Consider the following 23,160-nt stretch of genomic DNA (forward strand, 5'->3'; position numbering starts at 1 on the left):
CGCCCGGCCTCCTCCTCGGCCATCCCGACGGCTTCGCCTTCGTGCGCGCCGACGACGGGCGCGGCGACGTGCACGTGCCGGCGCGCGGCGTCCATCCGCCGTGCACGGCGACCGCGTGCTGGTCCGACTCGGGCGCGGCCGCGGCGGCCCGGGGCGCAGCGGCCGCGTCGTGCGCGTGCTCGGCGGCGCGACGACCGCGTCGTCGGCATCCTGCGCCGCGGCCGCGGGGTCGTCGTCGTGGTGCCGCGCGAGGCCGGCTTCACCACCCCGATCGTCGTCGGCCGCGGGCAGGACGGCGGTGCGCGCGACGGCGACCTGGTCGCGGCCCGCGTGGTGCGCTGGCCGAGCGACGCGCATCGCTTCGTCGGCGCCCGCGTCGAGCACGCCCTCGGCGCCGCCGGCGACCTGCAGAGCGAAACCGCGGCGATCCTCGCGTCGCACGGGCTGCCCACCGCGTTCCCGAAGGCCGTGGCGGCGGCCGCGCGCCGCCTGCCGCGCGACCTCGACACCGCCGACCGCCGCGATCTCCGCGCCCTCCCCCTCGTCACCATCGACGGCGAGCGCGCGCGTGACTTCGACGACGCCATCCACGTCGCCCGCGCCGGCCGCGGCTTCCGCCTCACGGTGGCCGTGGCCGACGTCGCGCACTACGTCGAGGCCGGCAGCGCGCTCGACCGCGAGGCGCGGGCACGCGGGACGAGCGTCTACTTCCCCGACCGCGTCGTGCCGATGCTGCCGGCGGAGCTGTCCGAGGACCGCTGCAGCCTGAAGCCAGGCGAGGACCGGCTGTGCCAGGTCGTCGAGCTCGACTGCGACCCGTCGGGCGCGGTCACCGGCGCGCGTTTCGCCGACGCCGTCATGCACAGCGCCGCGCGCCTCACCTACCCGCAGGTGCGGCGCGCGCTCGTCGACCGCGAGGACGCCGCGCGGCGCGAGCTCGCCGGCCTGCTCGCGTCGCTCGAGGCCGCGGCCGAGCTCGCCGAGCGCCTGCTGGCGCGACGCCGCGCCCGCGGGGCGCTCGACTTCGACCTGCCCGAGCCCGAGATCCTGCTCGACCTGCGCGGCCAGCCGGAGCACATCCTGCGCGCCGAGCGCTCGCTCGCGCACCGCATCGTCGAGGAGTGCATGCTGGCGGCGAACGAGGCCGTCGCGCGCGACTTGGCCCGGCGCGGCGTGCCGTCGCTCCATCGCGTGCACGAGCCGCCCGCGCCCGACGCCGTCACCGCGCTGGCGCGCTTCCTCGCCGACCTCGGCCTGCGCCTCGAGACCGCCGACGGCCACGTGACGCCGCTCGCGCTCCAGCGCGTGCTCGACGCCGTCCAGGGACGGCCCGAGGCGCGCCTCGTGCACACCGTCCTGCTGCGCAGCCTCAGCCAGGCGCGCTACGCCGCCGAGCCGCTCGGCCACTTCGGCCTCGCGGCCGAGGCCTACACCCACTTCACGTCGCCGATCCGGCGCTATCCCGATCTCGTCGTCCACCGCCTGCTCCGCCGCGTCCGCCGGGGCCTCGGCGCGCTGCCGGACGACCTCGCCGCGATCGCCGCCGAGGCCTCGCAGCGCGAGCGGGTGGCGGTGGACGCCGAGCGCGACGTCGTGGCGCTGTGGCGGGTGGCGGCGATGCAGGCCCGGGTCGGCGAGGAGCACGCCGGCGTCGTCGCCGGCATCGCGCCGTTCGGCTGCTTCGTCGAGCTGACCGACGTCTTCGTCGAGGGCCTGATCCACGTCCGCGACCTGCCCCCGGACCGGTGGGAGCACGACCCGGGGAAGCACGTGCTGTGCGGCCGCCGCAGCGGCCGGCGACTGCGCGTCGTCGATGCCGTGCGGGTCGTGGTCGCCGCCGCGGTGCCCGCGCGTCGCCACATCGACCTGGTCCTGGCACAATCGGAGCTTCCGACACCGCGATGGTCACGATCCCGCGCCCGCTCCCGACCCTCCTCCTGATCGCGCTCGCCGCCGGGGCCCTGCCGCCGCCCGGCCGCGCCGCCGCCCCGGAGACCGATCCGATCCGCCGCAGCGCCGTCGTCATGGCGGTCGAGCGCGCGGGGCCGGCGGTCGTCAACATCTCGAGCGACCAGATCGTCGAGCGACGCGGCGGCTCGCCGTTTCCGTTCCGCGGCGACCCGTTCTTCGACGAGTTCTTCCGCGACTTCATGGACCCGCGCCCGCGGCGCGAGAAGCGCACGAGCCTCGGCTCCGGCGTCGTCGTGCGCAACGACGGCACGATCCTCACCAACGAGCACGTCATCCTGCGCGGCGGTACGATCCACGTGACGCTCTCCGACGGCCGCGAGTTCGCCGCCAAGCTCGTCGGGGCCGACACCGACTCCGACCTCGCCGTGCTGCGCATCGACGCCGGCAAGCTGCCCTGGATCGACATGGGCCGCTCCGACGACCTCATGATCGGCGAGACGGTGATCGCGATCGGCAACCCGTTCGGCCTCTCGCACACCGTCACCACCGGGGTCATCAGCGCGACCGGCCGCTCGCTGCGCGGCGGCGACCGCACCTACGCCGACTTCATCCAGACCGACGCGTCGATCAACCCCGGCAACTCGGGCGGCCCGCTGCTCAACATCAAGGGCGAGCTGATCGGCATCAACACCGCCATCTACGGCAAGGCGCAGGGCATCGGCTTCGCGATCCCGGTGGCGCGCGCCCGCCGCATCCTCGGCGACCTCGTCTCGCACGGCAGCGTGCGCCGCGGCTGGCTCGGCGTCAGCGTGCAGGACCTGACGCCCGACCTGGCGCGGCACTTCGGCGTCGAGCGCGGCGTCGTCGTCGCCGAGATCGAGCCGGGCAGCCCGGCGGCGAAGTCCGACCTCGCGCGGGGCGACGTCGTCACCCGCGTCGACGGACAGCCGGTCCGCTCGGGCGAGGAGTTCGGCGAGCTGATCGACACCCGCGGGCCCGGCGAGACCGTCACGCTCACCCGCATCCGCGACGATCGCTCCGAGGACCTGGGCATCCGCATGGTCGAGTTCCCGGAGAAGGACGCCGACCGCGTGGCCTGGGACCGGCTGGGCCTCCGGATCGGCGAGGACGGCGGCCTCCTCGTCGTGACCGGCGTGCGCCGCGGCAGCCCGGCGGCGAAGATCGGCGTCCAGCGCGGCGATCACCTGCTGGGCATCGGCGGCGCCGCCGTGGAGTCGCTCGCCGACTTTCGTCGCCGCGTGGCGAGCGTGCGCGGTGCGCGGGCCGTGCTGCTCGCGATCGGACGCGGCAACTTCCAGTACAACGTCACCGTGCCGCTCGGCGGGAACGACTGACGCGCGTGCGGCTCCCCCGCTTCGTCCGCGGCGACGTCGACGGATTCTTCGGGCTCGCGCTCGACAACCTCGTCCAGCTGCTCCTCATCGACGCGCTCTGCCGCACCGTGCTCGGCATGTCGCCCGAGCTGCTGTACGGCCGCGTGCTGCCGGCGGCGGCCGTGTCGCTGGTCGTCGGCAACCTGTTCTACGCCTGGCAGGCGCGCCGCGTCGCCCGCGCCACCGGCCGCACCGACGTGTGCGCGCTGCCCTACGGCATCAACACGGTGTCGCTCTTCGGCCACGTCTTCCTCGTCATGCTGCCCGCGAAGATGGTCGCCGAGGCGGCCGGTGCGGCCGACCCGGTGCTGGTGGCCTGGCAGGCCGGCCTCGTCGCGACGCTGGGCTCGGGCGTGATCGAGATGGTGGGCGCGCTCGGCGCCGAGCGGCTGCGGCGCGCGACGCCGCGCGCGGCGCTGCTCGCGACGCTCGCCGGCATCGCCCTCGGCTTCATCGCCATGGGCTTCTTCTTCCGCACCTACGCGCGGCCGATCGTCGGGCTGACCACGCTCGCGATCGTCCTGGTCACCTACTTCGGCGGCGTGCGCCTGCGCGGCGGGCTGCCGGGCGGGCTGGTCGCCGTCGTGGTCGGCACTGCGCTCGCGTGGCTCACGGGCATCGCGCCCGGCCCGGATCCGCACGCGCCGCCGCAGCTGCACCTGCCGGTGCCGGTGCTCGGCGATCTCCTCGCCGGCCTGCGCGGCGACCATCTGCTCGCCTACCTGTCCGTCATCCTGCCGATGGGGCTCTTCAACGTCGTCGGCTCGCTCCAGAACATCGAGAGCGCCGAGGCCGCCGGCGACCGCTTCCCCACCGCTCCTTCCCTGGCGGTGAACGGGCTCGGCAGCATCGCGGCCGCCGGCTTCGGCTCCTGCTTCCCGACCACGATCTACATCGGCCACCCGGGCTGGAAGGCGATGGGCGCGCGCTCGGGCTACTCGGTGCTGAACGCGGTCTTCGTGACCATCGTCTGCCTCACCGGCACGCTCGCCCACATCGCCTGGGCGGTCCCCGTCGACGCCGGCATGGCCATCGTGCTGTGGATCGGCATCGTCATCACGGCGCAGGCGTTCCAGGCGGTGCCGGTGTCCCACGCGCCCGCCGTGGTCCTCGGCCTCATGCCCGGGCTCGCCGCATGGGGCGCGCTGATGGCGAAGAACGGCCTCCATGCGGCCGGCGTCGGCGACCCGGGCGGGCCGCCCTTCTCGCCCGACCTGATCACGAAGTTCCATGCCACCGACACCTGGATCGACGGCGCCTTCGCGCTCGAGCAGGGCTTCATCTTCACCGCCACGATCCTCGCCGCCGCGACCGTCGCGATCATCGAGCGTCGGCTCGGGCGTGCCGCGGTCTGGTGCGCCGTCGCCGCGGGGCTGGCGGCGGTCGGGCTCGTCCACTCGTACCGCTGGACGCCGGGCGACACGGTGATGGCCCTGCGCCCGGCGTGGGAGTGGGCCGCCGGCTACGGCTGCATGACGCTCTGGCTGCTGGCCGCGCGCTGGCTCACGGTTCCCGACGACGGGCCGGGCCACGACGGCTCCGCCGCCGTTCCGCTCGCGACGTCTCGCGCGACGCCCGCATGCGGCGCCGAATCGCGCGCGCCAGCGTCACGCGAATGACGATCGGGCAGGTTCGGCGACACCGGCAGCCGGCGCGACGTCGAGCGCAGCTGCCGTAGTCGGCGGTATGCGCATTGCAGGTCGGCAACTTCGAACTGGCCATGTCCCTGTCCCTGCCTGCGCGCCAGCTCGTCTCCGGCTCCTCCCCGGCAACGGGCCCCGGATCGCCACCCGCCGCGCCGCTCGAGGTGGCACCGCGCGGCGCGCTCCTGCGCGCCATCGTCGCCGGCGGCCGCGACGTCCTGCTGACGGTCTCGTCGGACGGCTGGATCGAGCGCGCCAGCGACGCCGCGCCGGCCGTGTTCGGACGCACCGAGGGCGAGCTCGCGGGCATGGCGCTCGACCACGTGGTGCGACCCGCGGACGACGGCGGCGCGGAGCACGCCGACCTCGTGCGCCCGGATGGACGGCGCGTCCGCTGCGCCCTCGCCGCATGGCCGGCAGCGGAGGCCGGCCGGTGGATGGTGCTCGTGCGCGACGTCGCCGAGGCGCAGGCCGCCGAGGCGGCGCTGCGCGAGGAGGGCGAGGTCGCGCGCGCCCTCCTCGATCTCGGCGATACGCTGAACCGGCACCTCGGCGATCCCTACGTCCTCGACTGGGTGACGACGATCGCGCTCCGCCTCCTCGGCTGCGACTGGAGCACCGTCCTCGGCTGGGACGCGCGCCGCCGGCGCTATCGGCCCTTCGCCACCGCGGGCGTCCTGCCCGGCGATCCGGGCGCGCTGGTGCTCGCTCCCGAGGAGCTCGGCCTCCTCGACCTGCTCGAGCCGGGCGGCGTCGTCGAGCTCGCCGACCTCGCGCGTCAGGACCTGCTGCCGGCCGCGCCGCTCCTCGAGCTCGGCCTCACGACGGCGCTCTGCGTCCCCATCTGCCAGCGGCGCGACGTCGTCGGTCTCCTGATCCACGCCTGGAAGCAGCCGCCGGCGCCGAGCCCACGCACGCACCGCCTCGCCGTCGGCATCGCGCAGGCGACCGCGTTCGCGCTCGACAACACGCTCCGCCTCTCCGAGCTCCAGAGCGCCAACCGCATGAAGTCGGAGTTCCTGAGCACGCTCTCGCACGAGCTGCGCACGCCGCTCAACGTGCTCCTCGGCTACAGCGAGATGCTCGCCGACGCCGACGCCGCCGACCGGGCGCTCGTCGGCGGCATCGCGCGCGCCACCGTGCAGCTGCGCGACGTCGTCGAGGGCGCACAGGACCTCAGCTGGCTCGACGCCGGCGTCGTCCTCGAGCCCGAGGAGATCGACCTGCCGGCGCTGGCGGCCGAGCTGGTCGCCGCGGTGGACCCGCTGCGCACCGCCGACACCGCGCTGCTGACGGAGGGCGTGCCGCCGGGGCGCGTCGTCCTCGACCGCCGCGCGCTCTACACGACGCTGAAGCACCTGCTCACGAACGCGTGCAAGTTCACGCCGCGCGGGTGGGTGTCGCTCGGGGTCGAGATGGGCGACGAGGTCGCGACCTTCACCGTGCAGGACACCGGCGTCGGCATGGCCGCCGACGACGTCCCCGCGTGCTTCGAGCGCCTGCGCCAGATCGACGGCTCGAACACCCGACGCTTCGGCGGGCTCGGCATCGGGCTCTACGTGGTGCGCCGGCTGGTCGAGACGCAGGGCGGGACGGTCGCGGTCGACACCGCACCCGGCGCCGGCACGACCGTCAGCGTGTCGCTGCCGCTGGCGGGCTGACCGCCAACGCGTCGCAGCCCTCGGGCGTCGTCGACTGCACCGGCCCGAAGCGCGCCTCGAGCTGCTCGCGCACCTCGGCGGCGTTGCCCACGACGACGATCGCCATGCGATCGGGGTCGGGCATCCACCGCTCGGCCGCGCGCTCGGCGTCCGCGTCGGTGACGGCGGCGAGGCGGGTGCGGTAGGTGACGAGCTCGTCCGGCGGCAGACCGAAGAACTCGATCTCGGCCAGCCGGGCGGCCAGCGCGTCGGGGCTCTCGAGGCGGAGCGGGAACTGGCCCGCGAGGTAGGCCTTGGCCTTGCGCAGCGCCTGCGGATCGATCGGGCCCCGACGAAAGCTCCCCTCCACGTCGAGCGCGAGCCCGAGCGTCTCGGCCGTGGTGGCGCTCTTGGTGAACGTCGCCATCCGGAAGTCGCCGCCCGTCAGCCGCGCGGCGAAGCCGCTCGAGGCTCCGTACGTGAGGCTGCGCTTCACGCGCAGCTCTTCGATCAGCTTCGAGGTGAAGCCGCCGCCGAGCACGGTGTTCGCGACCTGCGCCGGAAGCAGATCGGGGGCGTTGCGCGCCATGGCGATCGCGCCGGCGCGCAGCTGGGTCTGCGTGGCGTCGGGCTTGTCGACGAGGAGCACGCGGCGCGCCTCGACCGGCGGCGGCGGGCCGGCGCGCTGCGCGATCGCCTCGGGGCTCGGCGTCCAGCCGCCCAGCGCCTCGCGTACGCGCGCGACGATCCTGTCGGTCGCGACGTCGCCGACGATCGCGAGCACCGTGGCGTTGGGACGCCACCAGCGGGCGTGGAACTTGCGCACGTCGCCGCGACCCAGGCCTGCGACCGTCTTGTGCCGGCCGTCGATCGGCCGCCCGTAGGAGTAGCCGCCGTACAGGAAGGCGGCGAAGCAGCGCTCGGCGATGGCCGTCGGCTCCTCGAGATCGGCGACGAGGCCCGCCAGCTGCTGCTCGCGCGCGCGGCGCACCTCGTCGGCCGCGAACGTGGGCTCGCGCAGGACGAGGCGCAGCAGATCGAGCCCGCGGTCGAAGTCCTCGGACAAGAACTCGGCGTTGACGATGGTCCCGTCGGTGCCGGCCGCGGCGGCGATGCCGCCCGCCAGCGACTCCACGGCGCGCGCGAACTCCTCGGCGTCGAGCTTGCCGGCGCCGCGCGTGACGCTCGCCGCGGTGAGCGAGGCGAGCCCCAGCTGATCCGCGGGATCCTGCGCCGCGCCCGCGCCGATCATGGCGTAGAACTCGACGAGCGGCAGCTCGTGCGACTCGGCGACGACGAGCCGCAGCCCGTTGTCGAGCGTGACCCGCGTCACCGCCGGCAGCTCCAGCTCCTCGGCCGCACCCGCCGCGACCGGCAGCAGCGCGACCAGGGCCACCAGGCCCGCGAGCAGGCGCCTCACGAGCCGCCCCCGGGCGCCGGCGCGCGGCGGCGCCCGTCCGCGGCGATCGGCTCGAGCACGACCACCGTGCGCCTGGTCGGCACGAGATGGGTGGCGACGACGCGCTGCACGTCCGCCGCCGTCACCGCCTCCCATTCGGCGCCGAACTGGAAGAGCCGCCGGTAGTCGCCCAGGACGACCTCGCAGAACCCGAGCTGGTTCGCCTTGCCGCCGACGGTCTTCAGGCCCTTCACCAGCTCGGCGCGCAGCTGCCGCTTCGCGGTCTGGAGCTCCTCGGGCGTGACCGGCTCGCGCGCCATCGCCGCCAGCACCTCGTCGATGCGCTGCTCGACCAGCGCGACGCCCTTGCCGGGCCGGGCCTGGGCGTAGATCACGAACAGCTCGGGGTCGATGGCCCAGGTGATGTCGGCCGACACCCCCGTGGTGAGCTCGTGCTGCCGCACCAGCGCCCGGTCGAGGCGGGCGCTGTCGCCGCCCGTCAGCAGCTTGCCGAGCACGTCGAGGGCGGCGCGATCGGGATCGAGGGCGCGCACGCCGTGGTAGCCGAGCAGCAGGGCCGGCAGCTCGGCCGGCTTGCGCACCGTGATGCGGCGCTCGCCGTCCTGGGGCGGCTCCTCGGCGCTCACCGGGCCGGGGGGCGTCTGGCGCGGGATGCGGCCGAAGTGCTTCTTCGCGAGCGCGAAGCCGTCCGCGGGCTCGACGTCGCCGGAGAGCACCAGCACCGCGTTGTTGGGCGCGTAATACGTCTTGTGGAAGGCCTGCGCGTCGGCGAGCGTGATCAGGCGCAGGTCGGCCATGAAGCCGACGGGGTTCCAGCGGTACGGGCTGCGCTCGAAGGCGTGCAGGTAGAGCTGCTCGTACATCGTGCCGCCGACGTCGTTGTCGATGCGCAGCCGGCGCTCCTCCATCACGATGCCGCGCTCCTGCTCGAGGTTCTGCGGCGTGACGGCGAGATGCCCCATGCGGTCGGCTTCGAGGTCGAGCACGATCGGCAGGGCCTCGCGCGGAAAGTTGTTGAGGTAGGCGGTGAAGTCGCGCGTCGTGTAGCCGTTGGTCGAGCCGCCGTTGCCCTCGATGAGATCGTCGAACTGGCCCGGCCCGAACTTCTGCCCGCCGTTGAACATCATGTGCTCGAACAGGTGGGCCATGCCGGTGCGGTCGAGCTTCTCGTTGCGCGAGCCGACCCGGTAGAACACGTACGACGACACGACCGGGGCGGAGCGGTCGGTGTGCACGAGGACGCGCAGCCCGTTCGGCAGGGTCGCCGTCTCGACCGGCAGCGTGAACGCGCCCGACGACGCGATGGGCAGGGCCGCGACCGCGGCGAGCAGGACGAGGAGGCGGCGCAGCACGAGTCCGAGCGGGTCTATCAGATGACGGCACCGGATCAAGCTGCTAGACGTCGCCGCACGCGATGCCCCGGCCCTCCCGCGACGTCCAGCGCGAGCTCGAGGACCTGCGCCGCCTGATCGCGCACCACGACCGCCTCTACCACGTCCTCGACGCCCCCGAGATCCCGGACGCCGAGTACGACGCGCTCTTCCGGCGGCTGGAGGCGATCGAGCGCGAGCGCCCCGAGCTGGTGACGCCCGACTCGCCCACGCAGCGCGTGGGCGCCGCACCGCACGAGGGCTTCCCCACCGTCGCGCACCGCCAGCAGATGCTGTCGCTGTCGAACGTCACCAGCGCGGAGGAGTTCGACGAGTTCGCCGCCCGCGTGCACAAGCTCCTCGGCCGCGAGCGCCTCGCCTTCGCGGTCGAGCCGAAGATCGACGGCGTCGCGGTCGAGCTGGTGTACGAGGACGGCCTGCTCGCGGTGGGCTCGACGCGCGGCGACGGCCTCGTCGGCGAGGACGTGACGCGCAACCTGCGCGCCATCCGCAGCGTGCCGCTGCGCCTCGCGGCCGACCGCCACCCCGTGCCCGCGCGGCTCGACGTGCGCGGTGAGGTCTACATCCCGCTCGCGACCTTCCGGCGCACGAACCGCGAGCGCGAGGAAGCCGGCCAGGCGCCGTTCGCGAACCCGCGCAACGCCGCCGCGGGCGCGCTGAAGCAGCTCGATCCGCGCGTCACCGCCGCGCGCGGCCTCGTCGTCGCCTGCCACGGCGTCGGCACCCTCGACGGGGCCGCGGTGGACAGCCATCACGCGCTCCTGGCCGCCTTCGCAGACTGGGGCCTGCGCCCCGTGCCGCTCCACCGCATGGTCGAGGACCGCGACGGCGTGGTCGCGGCGTTCGCCGCGCTGGAGCGCGAGCGCGACGCCCTGCCCTTCGAGGTCGACGGCCTGGTCGTGAAGGTCGACGACCGCGAGCTGCAGGGCCTGCTCGGCCAGGTGTCGCGCTCGCCGCGCTGGGCGGTGGCGTGGAAGTTCGCGCCCCGCCGCGCCGAGACGCGGGTGCTGAAGATGCTGCCCTCGGTCGGGCGCACCGGCGTGCTGACGCCCGTCGCCGAGCTGGAGCCGGTCGGCGTCGGCGGCGTCACGGTGCGCAACGTCTCGCTGCACAACATGGACGAGGTCGCGCGCAAGGACGTGCGCGTCGGCGACACCGTGCTCCTCGAGCGCGCCGGCGACGTCATCCCCTACGTCGTCGAGGTGAAGCGCGCCCTACGGCCCGACGGCGCCGAGCCGTTCGTCATGCCGGCCCACTGCCCCGTATGCGGCGCCGAGGTCGTGCGACCCGAGGACGAGGTCGCGTACCGCTGCGTCGGCCTCGCCTGCCCGGCGCAGCTGAAGCAGCGGCTGCGCTTCTTCGGCCATCGCGGCGCGATGGACGTCGAGGGGCTCGGCGAGAAGCTCGTCGACCAGCTCGTCGACCAGGGCATCGTGCGGGACCTCGCGGACCTCTACCACCTCGACGAAGCGACCCTGGTCGGCCTCGAGCGCATGGGCACGAAGTCGGCGCAGAACCTGCTCGCCCAGATCGCGCGCAGCCGGACGACGACCCTGCCGCGCTTCCTCGTCGGGCTCGGCATCCGCCAGGTCGGCGAGGCGACGGCGAAGGCCCTCGCCCTCCATTTCGGCTCGCTCGATGCGCTCATGGCGGCCGACGTGGAGGCGCTCCAGGGCGTGCGCGACGTCGGACCCGAGGTCGCTGCGCTGATCCACCAGTTCTTCGCCGAGCCGCGCAACCGCGCGCTCGTCGAGCGACTGCGCGCCGCCGGCGTGGCGCCGGAGCCCGTCACCGAAGCGAAGGGCCCGCTCGCGGGCAAGAAGCTCGTCCTCACCGGCACGCTGGCGTCGATGTCGCGCCCCGAGGCGCAGCGGCGCGTCGAGGCGCTCGGCGGCCGCGTGCTGGCGTCGGTCAGCAAGGAGACCGACTGGGTGGTCGCGGGCGCCGAGGCGGGCGCGAAGCTGAAGCGGGCGGAGAAGCTCGGCATCCCGGTCCTCGACGAGGACCGGTTCCTCGATCTGGTGAAGGCGCGATGACGGCGCACGCGAGGCTGGTCGTGCGCGGGCGCGTGCAGGGCGTGTGGTTCCGCGGCTCCATGCAGGAGGAGGCGCGGCGGCTCGGCGTCGTCGGCTGGGTGCGGAACTGCGACGACGGCACGGTGGAAGCGGAATGCGTCGGCACGCCCCGGGCGGTCGACGCCCTGATCGCGTGGGCCCATCGCGGGCCGCGCGGAGCGCGGGTGGACGGCGTGAGCGTCACCTGGCCGGGGGCGGGCGGTGCAGGCTTCAGGGACTTCGTCGTTCGCGGTTGAGCTGCGGCGCTGGCTCGCATCGCCGGCGGCGCGCGGGCCGCTGCTCGCGCTCGTCTATCTGCTGCTGGCGCTGCACGGGCTCGGCGACGCGCCCATCGTCGGCGACGACGAGGCGCGCGAGGTCGGCATCGTGCAGGACGTCGTGCGCGGACACGTGCTGTGGCCGCGCTTCAACGACGACACGCTGCCCGACAAGCCCACCGGCTATCACTGGCTCGCGGCGATCCCGACCGCGCTCGCCGGTTTCTCCGAGACGGCGGTGCGGCTGCCGTCGGCGCTGTGCGGCGCGGCGCTGGTGTGGTGGACGGTCGCCTTCGGCACGCGTCTCGTCGGCCCCGCGTCCGGCACCGTCGCCGGCGTGCTGCTCGCGACCATGGTCGCGCTGTTCACGCGCGTGCGCGTCGCGCGGCCCGACGTCCTCCTGACGCTGTGCCTCGCGCTGGCGCTCGGCGCCGTGTGGGGGTGGTGGCGTGACGGCGATCGCCGCCAGGGCACCTGGGCACTCGTCTGGGCCGGGGCGGCGACGCTGGCGAAGGGCCCCGTCGGTCCGGTCATCTTCGCGATCGCGGTCGGCGGCTTCCTGCTCTGGCAGCGGGCCCTGCCCCGCCTGCGACGCCTGCCGACGCTCGCGGGCGTCCTCGGCTTCGCGGTGCTCGGGCTCGGCTGGTACGCCCTCGCGCTCCTCGGCTGGGGGGACCTCTTCGTGCAGGAGCACCTCGTCGGCCGCTACGTCCGCAACCTCGCCGGCGGCCTGCCCGAGGGCGGCGACTACTCGACGAACCCGATCTGGTACCATCTGTCGTTCTACGTCGTGCACCTGCCGATGGTGGTGATGCCGTGGACGCCCTTCCTCGCCGTCGCGCTGTGGCGCCTCTGGCGCCGCGACGGCTTCCGCGATCCGCGCGCGCGCTTCCTCGTCTGCTGGGCGCTCGCGCCGGCGATCGCGTTCACGCCCGCCGAGTGGAAGCTGCGCTACTACCTGCTGCCGGCGCTGCCGGCGCTGGCGCTGCTCATGGCGCCGACGGTGGAAGCGCTGCTGACGGCGCCGCGCGGGGCGCTGCGCCCGAGCCGGGCCTCGCTGATCGCGGCCGGGGTGACGGCGGTGCTGCTCGCCACCGGCACGTTCGTCGCGCTGGCGCGGCCCGACTGGCTGGCGCGCTCCGACCGGCTCACGGTCGAGGCCTTCGTCGGCGCGCACGGCGGCGCCGGCGCCGCCGCCGCCGTGCTCGGCCTCACGGTGGGCGTCGTGTCGGGCGCGATCGCCTACCGCGCCTGGAGCGTCATCGCGACCGGGGTGGCCGTCGTCGCCACCGGCTGGCTCCTCGTCGCCGTGCCGCGCATGGAGGCCGACAACGCCACCCGCGCGTCGTTCAAGCCCTTCGCCCAGGAGGCCGCGGCCCGCTTCCGCGACGCGCCCCTCGTCTTCTACGGCAAGGTGGTGCGCCAGATCGTCGTCTACGCCGAGCGCCCCATCCCGGCGCTGGCGCGCGATCCCGGCAAGATCACGCCCGGCATGGGCGTCATCGCCTTCGAGCCGGCCCAGCGGGCGCTGTCCGAGGCGAGGCTCGTCGGCCCCGTGCTGGCCGCAGGCGCGGGACGCCTCGGCAACGTCAGCCACGGCACCCTGACGCTGTCGGAGGGCCGCGTGCCGCCCGCGGAGCCGATCCTGCCGCCGCCGCCCGAGCCGGCGGCCGATCGACCGCCGTCCGAGCCCCGATCGCTCACCGGGCCATGACGCTCGCGAGCCGGGGCTGCCGGGAGAAGACGGCGAAGACGCGGACGAAGCGATCCTGGCTGCGATCGGCGATCCCGCAGTCGAGCGGGCCCGTGGTGACGATCGCGTAGGGGGCGCCGGCGCTCGCCGATGCGAGCGCCTCGGCGACGCGTCGCGCGCGTGCCCGTGCCAGCCGCTGGTTGGTCCCGAAACGGGTCAGGCAGGCGTCCACCAGTCGATCGCGGTCCACCGACGGCACCAGGAGCAGGCGGACGTCGTGACCGTGCGCGAGGATCCGCCGCAGCTTCCGCGCCGCCGCTTCGATGCTCCGGCGAAAGGCGGCGCGATCCGCCTCGGCGACCGGGGCGCAGGACGCGGCCTCGTCGGGACTCGCCACGCCCGAGGAGAACCCACGGACCCGTGCGACCTGTCGGACGGACACGCCTGCCGCCGCGCGCGGCGGCGGCGCAGTCGTCGTCGTCGCGCCGGGCGGAGGCGAGGTCGAGGTTACGGTCGACGTCGTGGTGGGAACCAATGTGGTCGTCGGCGGGAACCCGTCGGTCTCGGTTTCGCCGCAGCCGAGCAGCGGAGCGATCAGCCCCACGAGGCAGACTCCGACGACCGCCGTTCCGAGCCGGGACATGCAACGATCGTCGCTGCGTGCGACCGCCAACCCCACGCACACGAGCGTCGCCAGGGTGGCCTGCCCTGCGACCATGCCCCAGGACTCCGGCAGCACCGGCGCACCGATCTTGGAGAGGGCGAACACGCCGCCGATCGTGCCGATGGCCGCGGCGATGATCCGCGTCACACCATCGTCGTCGTTCCGGGGCCGAGCTCCGTCGGAGGTGCCGAACAGCTTGGCGACGGCCAGCAGCAACGCGATGGTGACCAGAACGACGGCGAGGCTCGCCGCCCCCGAATCGAAGGCCGGGCTCGGCGTATGCCCCGCGGCCACGAGGCGTTCGACGAGCCCGACCAGGGGCTCGGCCCCGCTCGGGCTCGCCACCGGGACGCTCCGAAACGCCATCCACAGCGCGATGGCGGCGAACGCGACCGCTACACCCGCTGCCCCCGCCCCGGTCGACACCCAGCGCCTCCAGCCCCGCGCCCAGGCGAGGTCGGCCTCGCGCTGCCGTCGCGCCTGCTCGGCCTCCAGCCACCGCTCGAGATCACGCGCCACACGCTCGGCATCATGCTCGGACAATCTGTCCGGATAGCCCGCAAGCTCCTCGAGACGGTGTTCGCGATAGCGCGCCAGGGCCGCGGCGATCTCGGCTTCGCTCTCCATGCTCGGCGACGATCGAAGCAAAGCCCACGCCACACCGCGAATGAGACGCCGCCTACGGCATCCGACCAGGGGCCGCCGCCAGACCGTCCACCGGCGCGGACACGGCGACCGCCCCGTGGACGGCGGGCGCGCGGCGTCAGTCGCCGCGTCCGTCCGCCACCAGCGCCAGCGCGCGGCGATACACCTCGCGCCGCGGCACGCCGAGCGCACCCGCCACCGCGTCGGCGACGTCGCGCACGCGCTGTCCCGCCGCGAGCCCGGCGCGGATCGCGTCGTCGAGCGCCGTCGCGCTCGGCGCCGGCGCCTCGGTGGCGCCCGACACCAGCAGCGTCAGCTCGCCGAGCGGCACCGGCTCGGCGGCGACGGCGTCGCGCAAGGCGACGAGCCGCCCGCGGCGCACCTCCTCGTGGAGCTTCGTCAGCTCGCGGCCGACGACGACGTCGCGGTCGCCGAGGACGTCCGCCGCGTCGGCGAGGAAGTCGGCGAGCCGCCGGCCCGCCTCGAGGAAGACCGTCGCCCGGGTCTCGCCGGCAAGGGCCTCCAGCCGTGCCCGTCGCGCCGCGCGTCGCGCCGGCAGGAAGCCCTCGAAGACGAAGCGCTCGGCGGGAATGCCGGCGATCGACACGAGCGCCGTCACCGCCGACGGGCCCGGGATCGGCACCACCGGCACGCCCGCCGCGATCGCCTCGCGCACGAGGTGGTAGCCGGGATCGTTGATGCCGGGCGTGCCGGCGTCGCTCACCAGCGCGACGCGCTCGCCCGCGAGCAGACGCGCCACGAGCTGCGGCGCGCGCGCGCGCTCCACGGCGTCGTAGTAGGCGACCAGCGGCCGCTCGATGCCGTGGTGCGCGAGCAGGACCTTCGTGCGGCGCGTGTCCTCGGCCGCGACGACGTCGGCCTCGCGCAATACCCGCAGCGCGCGCAGGGTCACGTCCTCGAGGTTGCCGATCGGGGTCGCGACGACCCACAAGACGCCGGGCGCCGCCACCGCGCCTAACCCGCGAACACGCGCCGCGCCTCCTCGGCGCGATCGACGAGCCAGCCGAAGCGAACGCCGAGCACTACCGTGGCGACGCCGAGCGCCGCCGCGGCGAGCACGTCGCCGGTCGGGAACGCGAGCGAGCGGTCGTCCGGGCCCGGGCGATCGAGGAACATCGTGCGCACCACGCGGGCATAGTACGCGAGCGACAGCACGCTGTTCAGCACGCCGGCGACGACGAGCCCGTACAGCCCCGCCTGCACGCCCGCGGCGAAGACGTAGAACTTGCCGATGAAGCCGGCGAGCGGCGGCAGCCCCGCGAGCGAGAAGAGGAACACGGCCAGGAGCGCCGCCACCGGCCCGCCCCCGCGCCACGCGAGCCCGCGGTAGGCGTCGAGATCCTCCCGGCCCGTGGCGTTGCGCATCATCATGACGATCCAGAACGCGCCCAGCGTCATGACGTAGTAGATCGCGAGATACAGCAGCACGGCCCGCACGCCCGTATCGCGGAACACGACGACGGCGAGCAAGGCATAGCCCGCGTGCGCGACCGACGAGTATGCGAGCAGCCGCTTCATGTTCGTCTGCGCCAGCGCCGCGAGGTTGCCGAGCGTCATGGTCGCGACGCTGACGCCCCACACCAGCGGGACGAGCGGGATGCCGGCGACCGACGCCGCGGGTCCGTCCGCCCCGACGGCGAAGGCGAAGAAACGCAGCAGCAGCGCGAAGCCCGCCGCCTTCGAGCCGACGGCGAGGAGCGCGCTCACCGGCAACGGCGCGCCGGTGTACGCGTCGGGCGCCCACATGTGGAACGGCACCGCGGCGATCTTGTAGCCGAAGCCGACGAGCACCAGCAGCAGCGCGACGAACAGGACGCCCTGCGCGTCCGGCCCGAGCGCGCCCAGGGCTTCGCCGATGCCGTGGTAGTCCATGGTCCCGGCGAGCCCGAAGAGGAGGCTCATGCCGTAGATCATGGTGCCCGACGCGACCCCGCCGTAGAGCAGATACTTGAGCGCCGCCTCGCCGCCGCGCCGGTCGTGGCGCAGGAAGCCCGTCAGCGCATACGCGCACAGGCTCACCAGCTCGAGGGCCAGATAGGCCATGAGGAGATTGGCGGCGGACGCCATCAGCAGCATGCCGAGTCCGCTGCCGAGCAGCAGCGCGTGGAACTCGGCCTCGTGCGGCCGCCCGTGCACCTCGCGCGAGCGCAGCGCCATCCACACCGCCGCCAGCAGCGCGAGCAGGAGCAGCAGCTTGAAGAACACGGCGAACGGATCGAGCACCAGCATGCGGCCGAACAGCGGCACCGGAGCGGCCTCGAGCAGGCCGCGGATGCGCAGCACCGGCAGCCCGGCGGTGAGGACGAGCGCCGCCGCCGCGCCGAGGAGCGCGAGCGTTCCGGGCCACTCGCGCCCGCCGCGCGCGCGCACCGCCGGCACGAGGTCGACCAGCAGCACGGCGAGGATGGCCGTCGCGAGCGCCAGCTCCGGGAGGAAGAAGGCGAGGCTGTCCGCGGGACTCACGGCGCCTCGCGCTCGGCGCGGAGCGGCCCGGCCGCGACGCGGGCCGGATCGCGGGGCGCGGCCGCCGCGGCGTCGGCCGGGGCTGCGGCGCGCACGTGCTCGGCCAGCCGCAGCAACGCGGGGCTCTGCAGGTCGAGGACCAGCGTCGGCACGATGCCGAGCGTGAGGACGATCGCGGCGAGCGGCAGGAGCATCCCGAGCTCGCGGGCGTCGAGCTCGCGCAACCCGGCCCAGCGCGGGTTCGGCGGCCCGAGGTACACGCGCTGCAGCGCCCACAGGAAGTAGCCGGCGGTCAGCACCACCGACGCGGCGGCGACCACGGTGAGGCCCGGATACACCGGCCAGGCGCCGAGCAGGACGAGCACCTCGGAGATGAACGCCGACAGCCCCGGGATGCCCATGGCGGCGAAGAACGCGAAGCCCGCGACGCCGGCATAGCGCGGCATGATCGCCGCGATCCCGCCGAAGCCGTCGATGTCGCGACGCTGGGTGCGGTCGTAGAGGACCCCCACGAGCAGGAACAGCATCGCGGTGATCGTCCCGTGGTTGAACATCTGGAGGACCGCGCCGTTGAGCGCCATCGGCGTCAGCGCCGCGAGGCCGAGCAGCACGAAGCCCATGTGGCTGATGCTGGAGTACGCGACCAGCGCCTTCAGGTCCGTCTGCGCCATGGCGCAGACGGCGCCGTAGACGATGCCGAGCGCGCCGAGTGCGCCGAGAAGCCAGAACGAGAGCGTGGCCCCGGCGAACGGCGCCCACGTCGCCTCCGGCAGGATGCCGAAGTTGATGCGCAGGAGCCCGTACGTCCCCATCTTGAGGAGCACGCCCGCGAGGATCACCGAGATCGCCGTCGGCGCCTGGACGTGCGCGTCGGGCAGCCAGGTGTGGAACGGCACGACCGGGATCTTGATCGCGAAGCCGACGAAGAGCGCGATCCACAGGAGCAGCTGCGTCTCGGGCGCCAGGCGGTCGCGCACCAGCGCGCCGAGCCGGGTGATGTCGAACGAGTGCGGATCGGGCGTGACGTAGAGGACCAGCATCGCCACCAGGATCAGCACCGACCCGAGCAGCGTGTAGAGGAAGAACTTGATCGCCGCGTACTCGCGCCGCGGCCCGCCCCAGATGCCGATGAGGAAGTACATCGGCAGCAGCATCAGCTCCCAGAAGACGAAGAACAGGAAGAAGTCGAGCGCGACGAAGGTCCCGAGCATGCCCGTCTCGAGCAGGAGGAACAGCGCCGCGTATCCCTTCACCGCCTCGCCGACGTTCCACGACGCCACCATGCACAGCGTCGAGAGCAGCGCCGTCAGCAGCACCATCGTAACGCTGATGCCGTCGACGCCGACGAAGTATTCGATGTTGAACGCCGGGATCCACGGCACGCGGTCGACGAACTGGAAGCCGCCCGCCGGATCGAAGCGGGCGACCAGCCGGCACGCGAGCCCGAGCGAGGGCAGCGTCGCCGCCGTCGCCACCAGGCGCACGAGCCGCGGCTCGCTCGCGGGCAGGGCGAGCACGACCGCCGCCCCGACGAGCGGCAGGAACGTGATGAGCGTCAGGATGCCGTCGTCCATGTCCACGTCCACCAGAGGACGACCCCGCCGAGCACGCCGAGGGCGACCACGAAGAGATACGTCGAGATCGCGCCGGTCTGGAGCGCGCGGGCGCGGTCCCCGAGGCGGCGCGTGAGCGTCGCCACGCCGTCGACGGCGCCGTCCACGACCACGCGGTCGAGCCACCCGCTCGCCCCGGCGAGGCCGCGTACGAGCGCCGCCGTCCCGTCGACGACGCCGTCGAGCACCGTGCGATCGAAGCGCGCCGCACCCGCCGCTGCGGCGAGCACGGCGGGCACGACGGCGCGCGCGTAGAGCGCGTCGAGGGGATCCGTCGCCGCCGCTCCCGTCGCCGGCGGCGCGCCGCGGCCGAAGCGCCACCATGCGACGAGCATGCCGGCCGCCGCGACGGCCACCGACACGCCCATGAGCGCGAGCTCGACCCCGCGGGCCGGATGGGGCTCGGCGACGGGCGTCCCGAGCACCGGCGCGAGCCACGCCCCGAAGAGATGCGGCACGCCGAGGACGTCGCCGAGCGCGGGCGGCACGCCGAGCCAACCGACGCCGAGCGCACCCGCCGCCAGCACCCACAGCGGCAGCATCATCACCGGCGGCGACTCGTGGATGCGCGCCGCCGCCGGCTCCAGGCGCGACGCCCCCGCGAAGACGAGCAGCAGCTGCCGGACCATGTAGTAGGCGGTGAGCCCGGCGACGGCCGTGGCGACGAGCCACAGCCCGGCGTGTCCCCGCTCGCCCGCGAACGCCTCCCACAGGATCGCGTCCTTCGAGAAGAAGCCGCCGACGAAGGGCACCCCGGTGAGCGCCAGGGTCGCGACGACGTACACCGCGCAGGTGTGCGGCAGCGCGCGGCGGAGCCCGCCCATGCGCCGCATGTCCTGCTCGCCGCCGAGCGCGTGGATGACGCTGCCGGCGGCGAGGAACAGCGCGGCCTTGAAGAACGCGTGCGTGGTCAGATGGAAGACGCCCGCCGCCGCGGCGCCGACGCCCATCGCGAGCATCATGTAGCCGAGCTGCGAGACCGTCGAGTACGCGAGCACCTTCTTCACGTCGTGCTGGGACGCCGCCAGCACCGCCCCCCAGAGCGCGGTCACGGCGCCGACGCCCGCGACCACGTGCGCCGTCACCAGCGCCGGCGCGAAGAGCGGGTGCAGGCGGGCGAGCAGGTAGACGCCCGCCGTCACCATGGTCGCCGCGTGGATCAGCGCCGACCCCGGCGTCGGGCCGGCCATCGCGTCGGGCAGCCATACGTGCAGCGGGATCTGCGCGGACTTGCCGGCGGCGCCGAGGAAGAGGAGCAGCGTCACCGTCGTCACCACCTCCGGCGCGAGCCCCCCGACCAGCGGCCCCAGCTCGCGGAACGTCAGCGTCGGCGGGCCGGCGGCGGCGAGGCTCGCCACGAGCAGCGCCGTCCCGAGGAGCACGCCCACGTCGCCGGCGCGATTCACGAGGAAGGCCCTGGTCCCCGCGGCCGCGTTCGCGCGGTCCTCCCACCAGAACCCGACGAGCGCCCAGGAGCAGAAGCCCACGCCCTCCCAGCCGAGAAAGAGCAGGAGCAGGTTGTCGGCGAGGACGAGCACGAGCATCGCCGCCGTGAACAGGTTGAGGTACGCGAAGAACCGCCAGGCGGCGGGATCGTCGCGCATGTAGCCGATCGCATAGACGTGGATCAGCCCGCCGACGCCGCCCACGAGCAGGACGAGGACGGCGGACAGCGGATCGAGCGCGAGCGTGAACGGCACGCGCAGCCCGCCGACGTCGATCCACGTCGGTCCCTCGGCGAGCAGCAGGCGCTCGCTCGCGGGGAGTCCGGCCAGGGTCCAGACCGCGGCCGCCCCGACGCCGAACGCCGCCCACACCCCGGCGCAGCCGAGCGCTCCGACCGCCCCCGCCCCGGCCCGCGCCTGGAGCCGCGCCCCGCCGACCCCGAGCACGAGCGCCCCGAGGAGCGGGAAGAGCGGCATCAGGGCGAGCACGGGCGCGGCGGTCGGCATGGCCCGGGTCAGCCTCGGAGCCGATCGGCCGCGTCGACGTCGATGGTCTCGAAGCCCTGGTAGAGCCCGAGGACGATCGCGAGCCCGACTGCGGCCTCGGCAGCCGCGAGCATGACGACGAAGATCGCGAACACCTGCCCGTCGACGCCGGTGTCGCGGTAGCGTGCGAACGCCACCCAGTTGACGTTCGCCGCGTTGAGGATGAGCTCGATGCCCATCAGCATGCCGAGCGCGTTGCGGCGCGTCAGCACGCAGTAGAGCCCGAGCGCGAAGAGGATCGCGCCGACGACGAGGAAGTGGAGCAGCGTCGGCTCGCCGATCACCGGCCGAGCTCCTTGCGCGACACGACCACCGCGCCGACGAGGGCGAGCAGCAGGACGAGCGACGCCACCTCGAAGGGCAGCGCGTAGTCGCCGAGGAACGCCATGCCGACGGCGTAGGTGGTCGGGGCCGGCGGCGGCAGCTCGGCCGTCCCCCACTCCGTCTGCCCCAGCGCGCGCAGCAGCGCCGCCAGCACGAGCCCGACGACGACCGCCGCCGGGCCGCGGCCCACGGCGCGGTTCGAGACCTCCGCCTCCGCGATCCGGTGCGTCAGCATGATCGCGAACAGGCCGAGCACGAGGACGCCGCCGACGTAGACGAGCAGCTGCACGACGGCGAGAAAGTCCGCCGACAGGAGGACGAAGAGGCCCGCGACGCCGAGCAGGGTGCTCATGAGCGCGAACGCGGCGTAGACGACGTGCCGGCTCACCGCGACGGCGATCGCGGAGCCGACGGTGAGCCCGGCGAGCAGATAGAAGACGGCGAGCGTCGTCGACACGTGGACTCGCGGCGAGCCGTTCCCGGCGGGGCCGGCTGGCCGTCTAGCAAAAGGCCCCCCGCCAGGGCAACTCCGTATCCGCGCACGCGAACGGTTCGGCTTCCCGCGAGCCTGTGCTAGCACGAGCGCATGGGGAGAGGACGCTCCGGCCACGCCGCCGGCCTCCTGGGAATGCTGGCGACGGTCGCCGTCGCCGCCGGCTCGGGGCCCCAGTCGACGGTCGAGAAGCTCAACGCGGGCATGCAGCAGACGCTCGCGAAGGCCGAGAGCCTCGGCTACCAGGGGCGCTACGACGCGCTCGCCCCGCTGCTCGCGAGCACGTTCGACCTCGGCCTCATGGCCGAGAAGTCGCTCGGCAGGTACTGGGCCCCGCTGTCCGACGCCGACAAGGCGCGCTGGAAGACCACCTTCGCCGACTTCATGACGGCCACGTACGCCGCGAACCTCGACCACGCCGGCGGCCAGACGTTCACGATCCTCGGCGAGGAGCCGAGCAGCCACGGCACGGTCCTCGTCCGCACCCGCATCGACGAGCCGGGGAAGGACCCGGTCGAGCTGGCCTACCGGCTCCAGGAGACCGACGGGACGTGGCGCATCGCCGACGTCTTCTACCGCGGCACCGTGAGCGAGCTGGCGCTGCGCCGGTCGGACTACTCGGCGGCGCTCGCGCGCGGCGACCTCGACGCCCTAGTAGCGACTCTGCGGGGCAAGATCGCGGATCTCGCCGCGGGCCGGGGCGAACGTCAGCGCCCCCAGTAGCGACGTCCGCCACGCCGGCGCGGCCGCGTCGCGCTGCTGCGCCGCACGGCGCGAGCCGATCTGCCCCATCGCGTTCTGGTAGTAGGCGTTGCGGACCGCGGCGTAGAAGTCGACGCTCGATTCGCGCAGCGCCCGCAGCGCGCCGGCGTTCTCGTCGTAGCTGGCGAAGCCCGCCCCGCCCTCGCGCGCGGCCGTGAGGACGATCACGACCGCCGGGGTGAGCAGATAGGTGATCGGCTGGAAGGCCAGATCGACGAGGAAGCCGGTGCCGTCGCGCGCCGTCGTCGGGCCGAGCACGGGCAGCACGAGGAACGGCCCGCTCGGGATGCCGACGAGCGCCATCGTCTCGGCGAAGTCGGTGCGATGCCCCTCGATACCCATCACCGCCGCGACGTCGAAGAAGCCGAGCACGCCGAGCGTCGTGTTCACGCCGAAGCGGGTCAGGGTGACGATCGCCCGGCCCGGATCGAGCTGCAGCAGGTCGTTCACGAAGACGACCGGGGCATCGAGGTTGGCGAGCGCGCGGCGCACGGCGCGACGGCCGCCCTCCGGGACCGCGGCGACGTAGGCGTGATCGAGCGGCGCCAGGACGAAGCGATCGACCTGCTGGTTGAAGCCGAAGACGGCGCGGTTGATCGGCTCGAAGGGATCGGGGAACCCCGACGGCACCTCGGCGCCCTCGGGATCGTCGAACAGCGGATCCGGCTGGCTCGCCCGCGCCTCGGCCCCCCCGAAGAGCAGCAGCAGCGCCAGGACGCCGAGGGTCGCCCACGTCGGGCCGGCGCTCCGCCTCACGCGC

The 23,160-nt window shown here is 74.3% G+C and carries 17 protein-coding genes and 1 pseudogene; 8 read left to right on the forward strand and 10 right to left on the reverse strand.

What is annotated here, in order from left to right:
* Positions 1-21 precede the first annotated feature (21 nt).
* From rnr to KIT14_23145, 4 genes and pseudogenes are all read left to right on the forward strand, one after another.
* On the forward strand, positions 22-1,941 hold the full coding sequence (rnr, locus tag KIT14_23130; GenBank protein ID MCW5893419.1) for a ribonuclease R: 1,920 nt from the start codon (positions 22-24) through the stop codon (positions 1,939-1,941).
* A complete protein-coding gene (locus KIT14_23135) occupies positions 1,902-3,266 on the forward strand; it encodes a trypsin-like peptidase domain-containing protein (GenBank protein MCW5893420.1) in 1,365 nt (454 codons plus the stop codon). The genes rnr and KIT14_23135 overlap by 40 nt, the downstream gene beginning before the upstream one ends.
* A pseudogene (locus KIT14_23140) lies at positions 3,263-4,825 on the forward strand (NCS2 family permease). The gene KIT14_23135 and the pseudogene KIT14_23140 overlap by 4 nt, the downstream one beginning before the upstream one ends.
* 200 nt (positions 4,826-5,025) lie before the next feature.
* Positions 5,026-6,609 (forward strand): PAS domain-containing sensor histidine kinase, encoded by a 1,584-nt coding sequence (locus KIT14_23145; protein ID MCW5893421.1) that lies wholly within the window; start codon positions 5,026-5,028, stop codon positions 6,607-6,609.
* Here KIT14_23145 and KIT14_23150 read toward each other — a convergent pair.
* Entirely contained in the window at positions 6,581-8,008 is a 1,428-nt protein-coding gene (locus tag KIT14_23150) for an insulinase family protein (protein ID MCW5893422.1), read from the reverse strand. The two genes, KIT14_23145 and KIT14_23150, sit on opposite strands and share 29 nt — an antisense overlap.
* Positions 8,005-9,360, reverse strand: a complete 1,356-nt coding sequence (locus KIT14_23155) for an insulinase family protein (protein ID MCW5893423.1) — start codon at positions 9,358-9,360, stop codon at positions 8,005-8,007. The genes KIT14_23150 and KIT14_23155 overlap by 4 nt, the downstream gene beginning before the upstream one ends.
* A 62-nt stretch (positions 9,361-9,422) precedes the next feature.
* On the opposite strand from KIT14_23155, the gene ligA reads away from it, so the two are divergent.
* From ligA to KIT14_23170, 3 genes are read left to right on the forward strand one after another with little or no spacing between them, the layout of a single operon-like run.
* Complete coding sequence (ligA, locus tag KIT14_23160) at positions 9,423-11,435, forward strand: NAD-dependent DNA ligase LigA (protein MCW5893424.1); 2,013 nt, start codon at positions 9,423-9,425, stop codon at positions 11,433-11,435.
* Positions 11,432-11,710 carry an acylphosphatase gene (locus tag KIT14_23165; protein ID MCW5893425.1) on the forward strand — a complete coding sequence of 93 codons (279 nt, stop codon included), beginning with the start codon at positions 11,432-11,434 and terminating at the stop codon, positions 11,708-11,710. Before ligA ends, KIT14_23165 begins: the two co-directional genes overlap by 4 nt.
* Positions 11,676-13,445, forward strand: coding sequence for a glycosyltransferase family 39 protein (locus tag KIT14_23170; GenBank protein ID MCW5893426.1), 1,770 nt, complete (start codon positions 11,676-11,678; stop codon positions 13,443-13,445). The genes KIT14_23165 and KIT14_23170 overlap by 35 nt, the downstream gene beginning before the upstream one ends.
* Here KIT14_23170 and KIT14_23175 read toward each other — a convergent pair.
* From KIT14_23175 to KIT14_23205, 7 genes are all read right to left on the reverse strand, one after another.
* Positions 13,432-14,715, reverse strand: a complete 1,284-nt coding sequence (locus KIT14_23175) for a hypothetical protein (protein ID MCW5893427.1) — start codon at positions 14,713-14,715, stop codon at positions 13,432-13,434. The two genes, KIT14_23170 and KIT14_23175, sit on opposite strands and share 14 nt — an antisense overlap.
* 136 nt (positions 14,716-14,851) lie before the next feature.
* Positions 14,852-15,703 (reverse strand): 16S rRNA (cytidine(1402)-2'-O)-methyltransferase, encoded by an 852-nt coding sequence (gene rsmI, locus KIT14_23180; protein MCW5893428.1) that lies wholly within the window; start codon positions 15,701-15,703, stop codon positions 14,852-14,854.
* Between the two features lie 5 nt (positions 15,704-15,708).
* Positions 15,709-17,217 (reverse strand): NADH-quinone oxidoreductase subunit N, encoded by a 1,509-nt coding sequence (locus KIT14_23185; protein ID MCW5893429.1) that lies wholly within the window; start codon positions 17,215-17,217, stop codon positions 15,709-15,711.
* Positions 17,214-18,779, reverse strand: a complete 1,566-nt coding sequence (locus tag KIT14_23190) for an NADH-quinone oxidoreductase subunit M (GenBank protein MCW5893430.1) — start codon at positions 18,777-18,779, stop codon at positions 17,214-17,216. The genes KIT14_23185 and KIT14_23190 overlap by 4 nt, the downstream gene beginning before the upstream one ends.
* Positions 18,773-20,782 (reverse strand): NADH-quinone oxidoreductase subunit L, encoded by a 2,010-nt coding sequence (gene nuoL / locus KIT14_23195; GenBank protein MCW5893431.1) that lies wholly within the window; start codon positions 20,780-20,782, stop codon positions 18,773-18,775. The genes KIT14_23190 and nuoL overlap by 7 nt, the downstream gene beginning before the upstream one ends.
* Positions 20,783-20,790: 8 nt before the next feature.
* Positions 20,791-21,102 (reverse strand): NADH-quinone oxidoreductase subunit NuoK, encoded by a 312-nt coding sequence (gene nuoK, locus KIT14_23200; protein MCW5893432.1) that lies wholly within the window; start codon positions 21,100-21,102, stop codon positions 20,791-20,793.
* Positions 21,102-21,602 (reverse strand): NADH-quinone oxidoreductase subunit J, encoded by a 501-nt coding sequence (locus KIT14_23205; GenBank protein ID MCW5893433.1) that lies wholly within the window; start codon positions 21,600-21,602, stop codon positions 21,102-21,104. Before KIT14_23205 ends, nuoK begins: the two co-directional genes overlap by 1 nt.
* A 129-nt stretch (positions 21,603-21,731) precedes the next feature.
* Here KIT14_23205 and KIT14_23210 point away from each other — a divergent pair, with 129 nt between their 5' ends.
* On the forward strand, positions 21,732-22,361 hold the full coding sequence (locus KIT14_23210; GenBank protein MCW5893434.1) for an ABC transporter substrate-binding protein: 630 nt from the start codon (positions 21,732-21,734) through the stop codon (positions 22,359-22,361).
* On the opposite strand, the gene KIT14_23215 is transcribed toward KIT14_23210, so the two are convergent.
* Entirely contained in the window at positions 22,290-23,156 is an 867-nt protein-coding gene (locus tag KIT14_23215) for a VacJ family lipoprotein (GenBank protein MCW5893435.1), read from the reverse strand. The genes KIT14_23210 and KIT14_23215 overlap by 72 nt on opposite strands.
* Positions 23,157-23,160: the final 4 nt, after the last annotated feature.

The sequence above is a fragment of the bacterium genome, from assembly GCA_026129405.1.
Taxonomy (GTDB): Bacteria; Desulfobacterota; Binatia; order DP-6; family DP-6; genus JAHCID01.

Coding starts and splice junctions, on each gene's coding strand:
- KIT14_23135 (MCW5893420.1), top strand. CDS start 1,902: ATGGTCACGATCCCGCGCCCGCTCCCGACCCTCCTCCTGATCGCGCTC.
- KIT14_23145 (MCW5893421.1), top strand. CDS start 5,026: ATGTCCCTGTCCCTGCCTGCGCGCCAGCTCGTCTCCGGCTCCTCCCCG.
- ligA (MCW5893424.1), top strand. CDS start 9,423: ATGCCCCGGCCCTCCCGCGACGTCCAGCGCGAGCTCGAGGACCTGCGC.
- KIT14_23165 (MCW5893425.1), top strand. CDS start 11,432: ATGACGGCGCACGCGAGGCTGGTCGTGCGCGGGCGCGTGCAGGGCGTG.
- KIT14_23175 (MCW5893427.1), bottom strand. CDS start 14,715: ATGGAGAGCGAAGCCGAGATCGCCGCGGCCCTGGCGCGCTATCGCGAA.
- nuoL (MCW5893431.1), bottom strand. CDS start 20,782: ATGCCGACCGCCGCGCCCGTGCTCGCCCTGATGCCGCTCTTCCCGCTC.
- KIT14_23210 (MCW5893434.1), top strand. CDS start 21,732: ATGGGGAGAGGACGCTCCGGCCACGCCGCCGGCCTCCTGGGAATGCTG.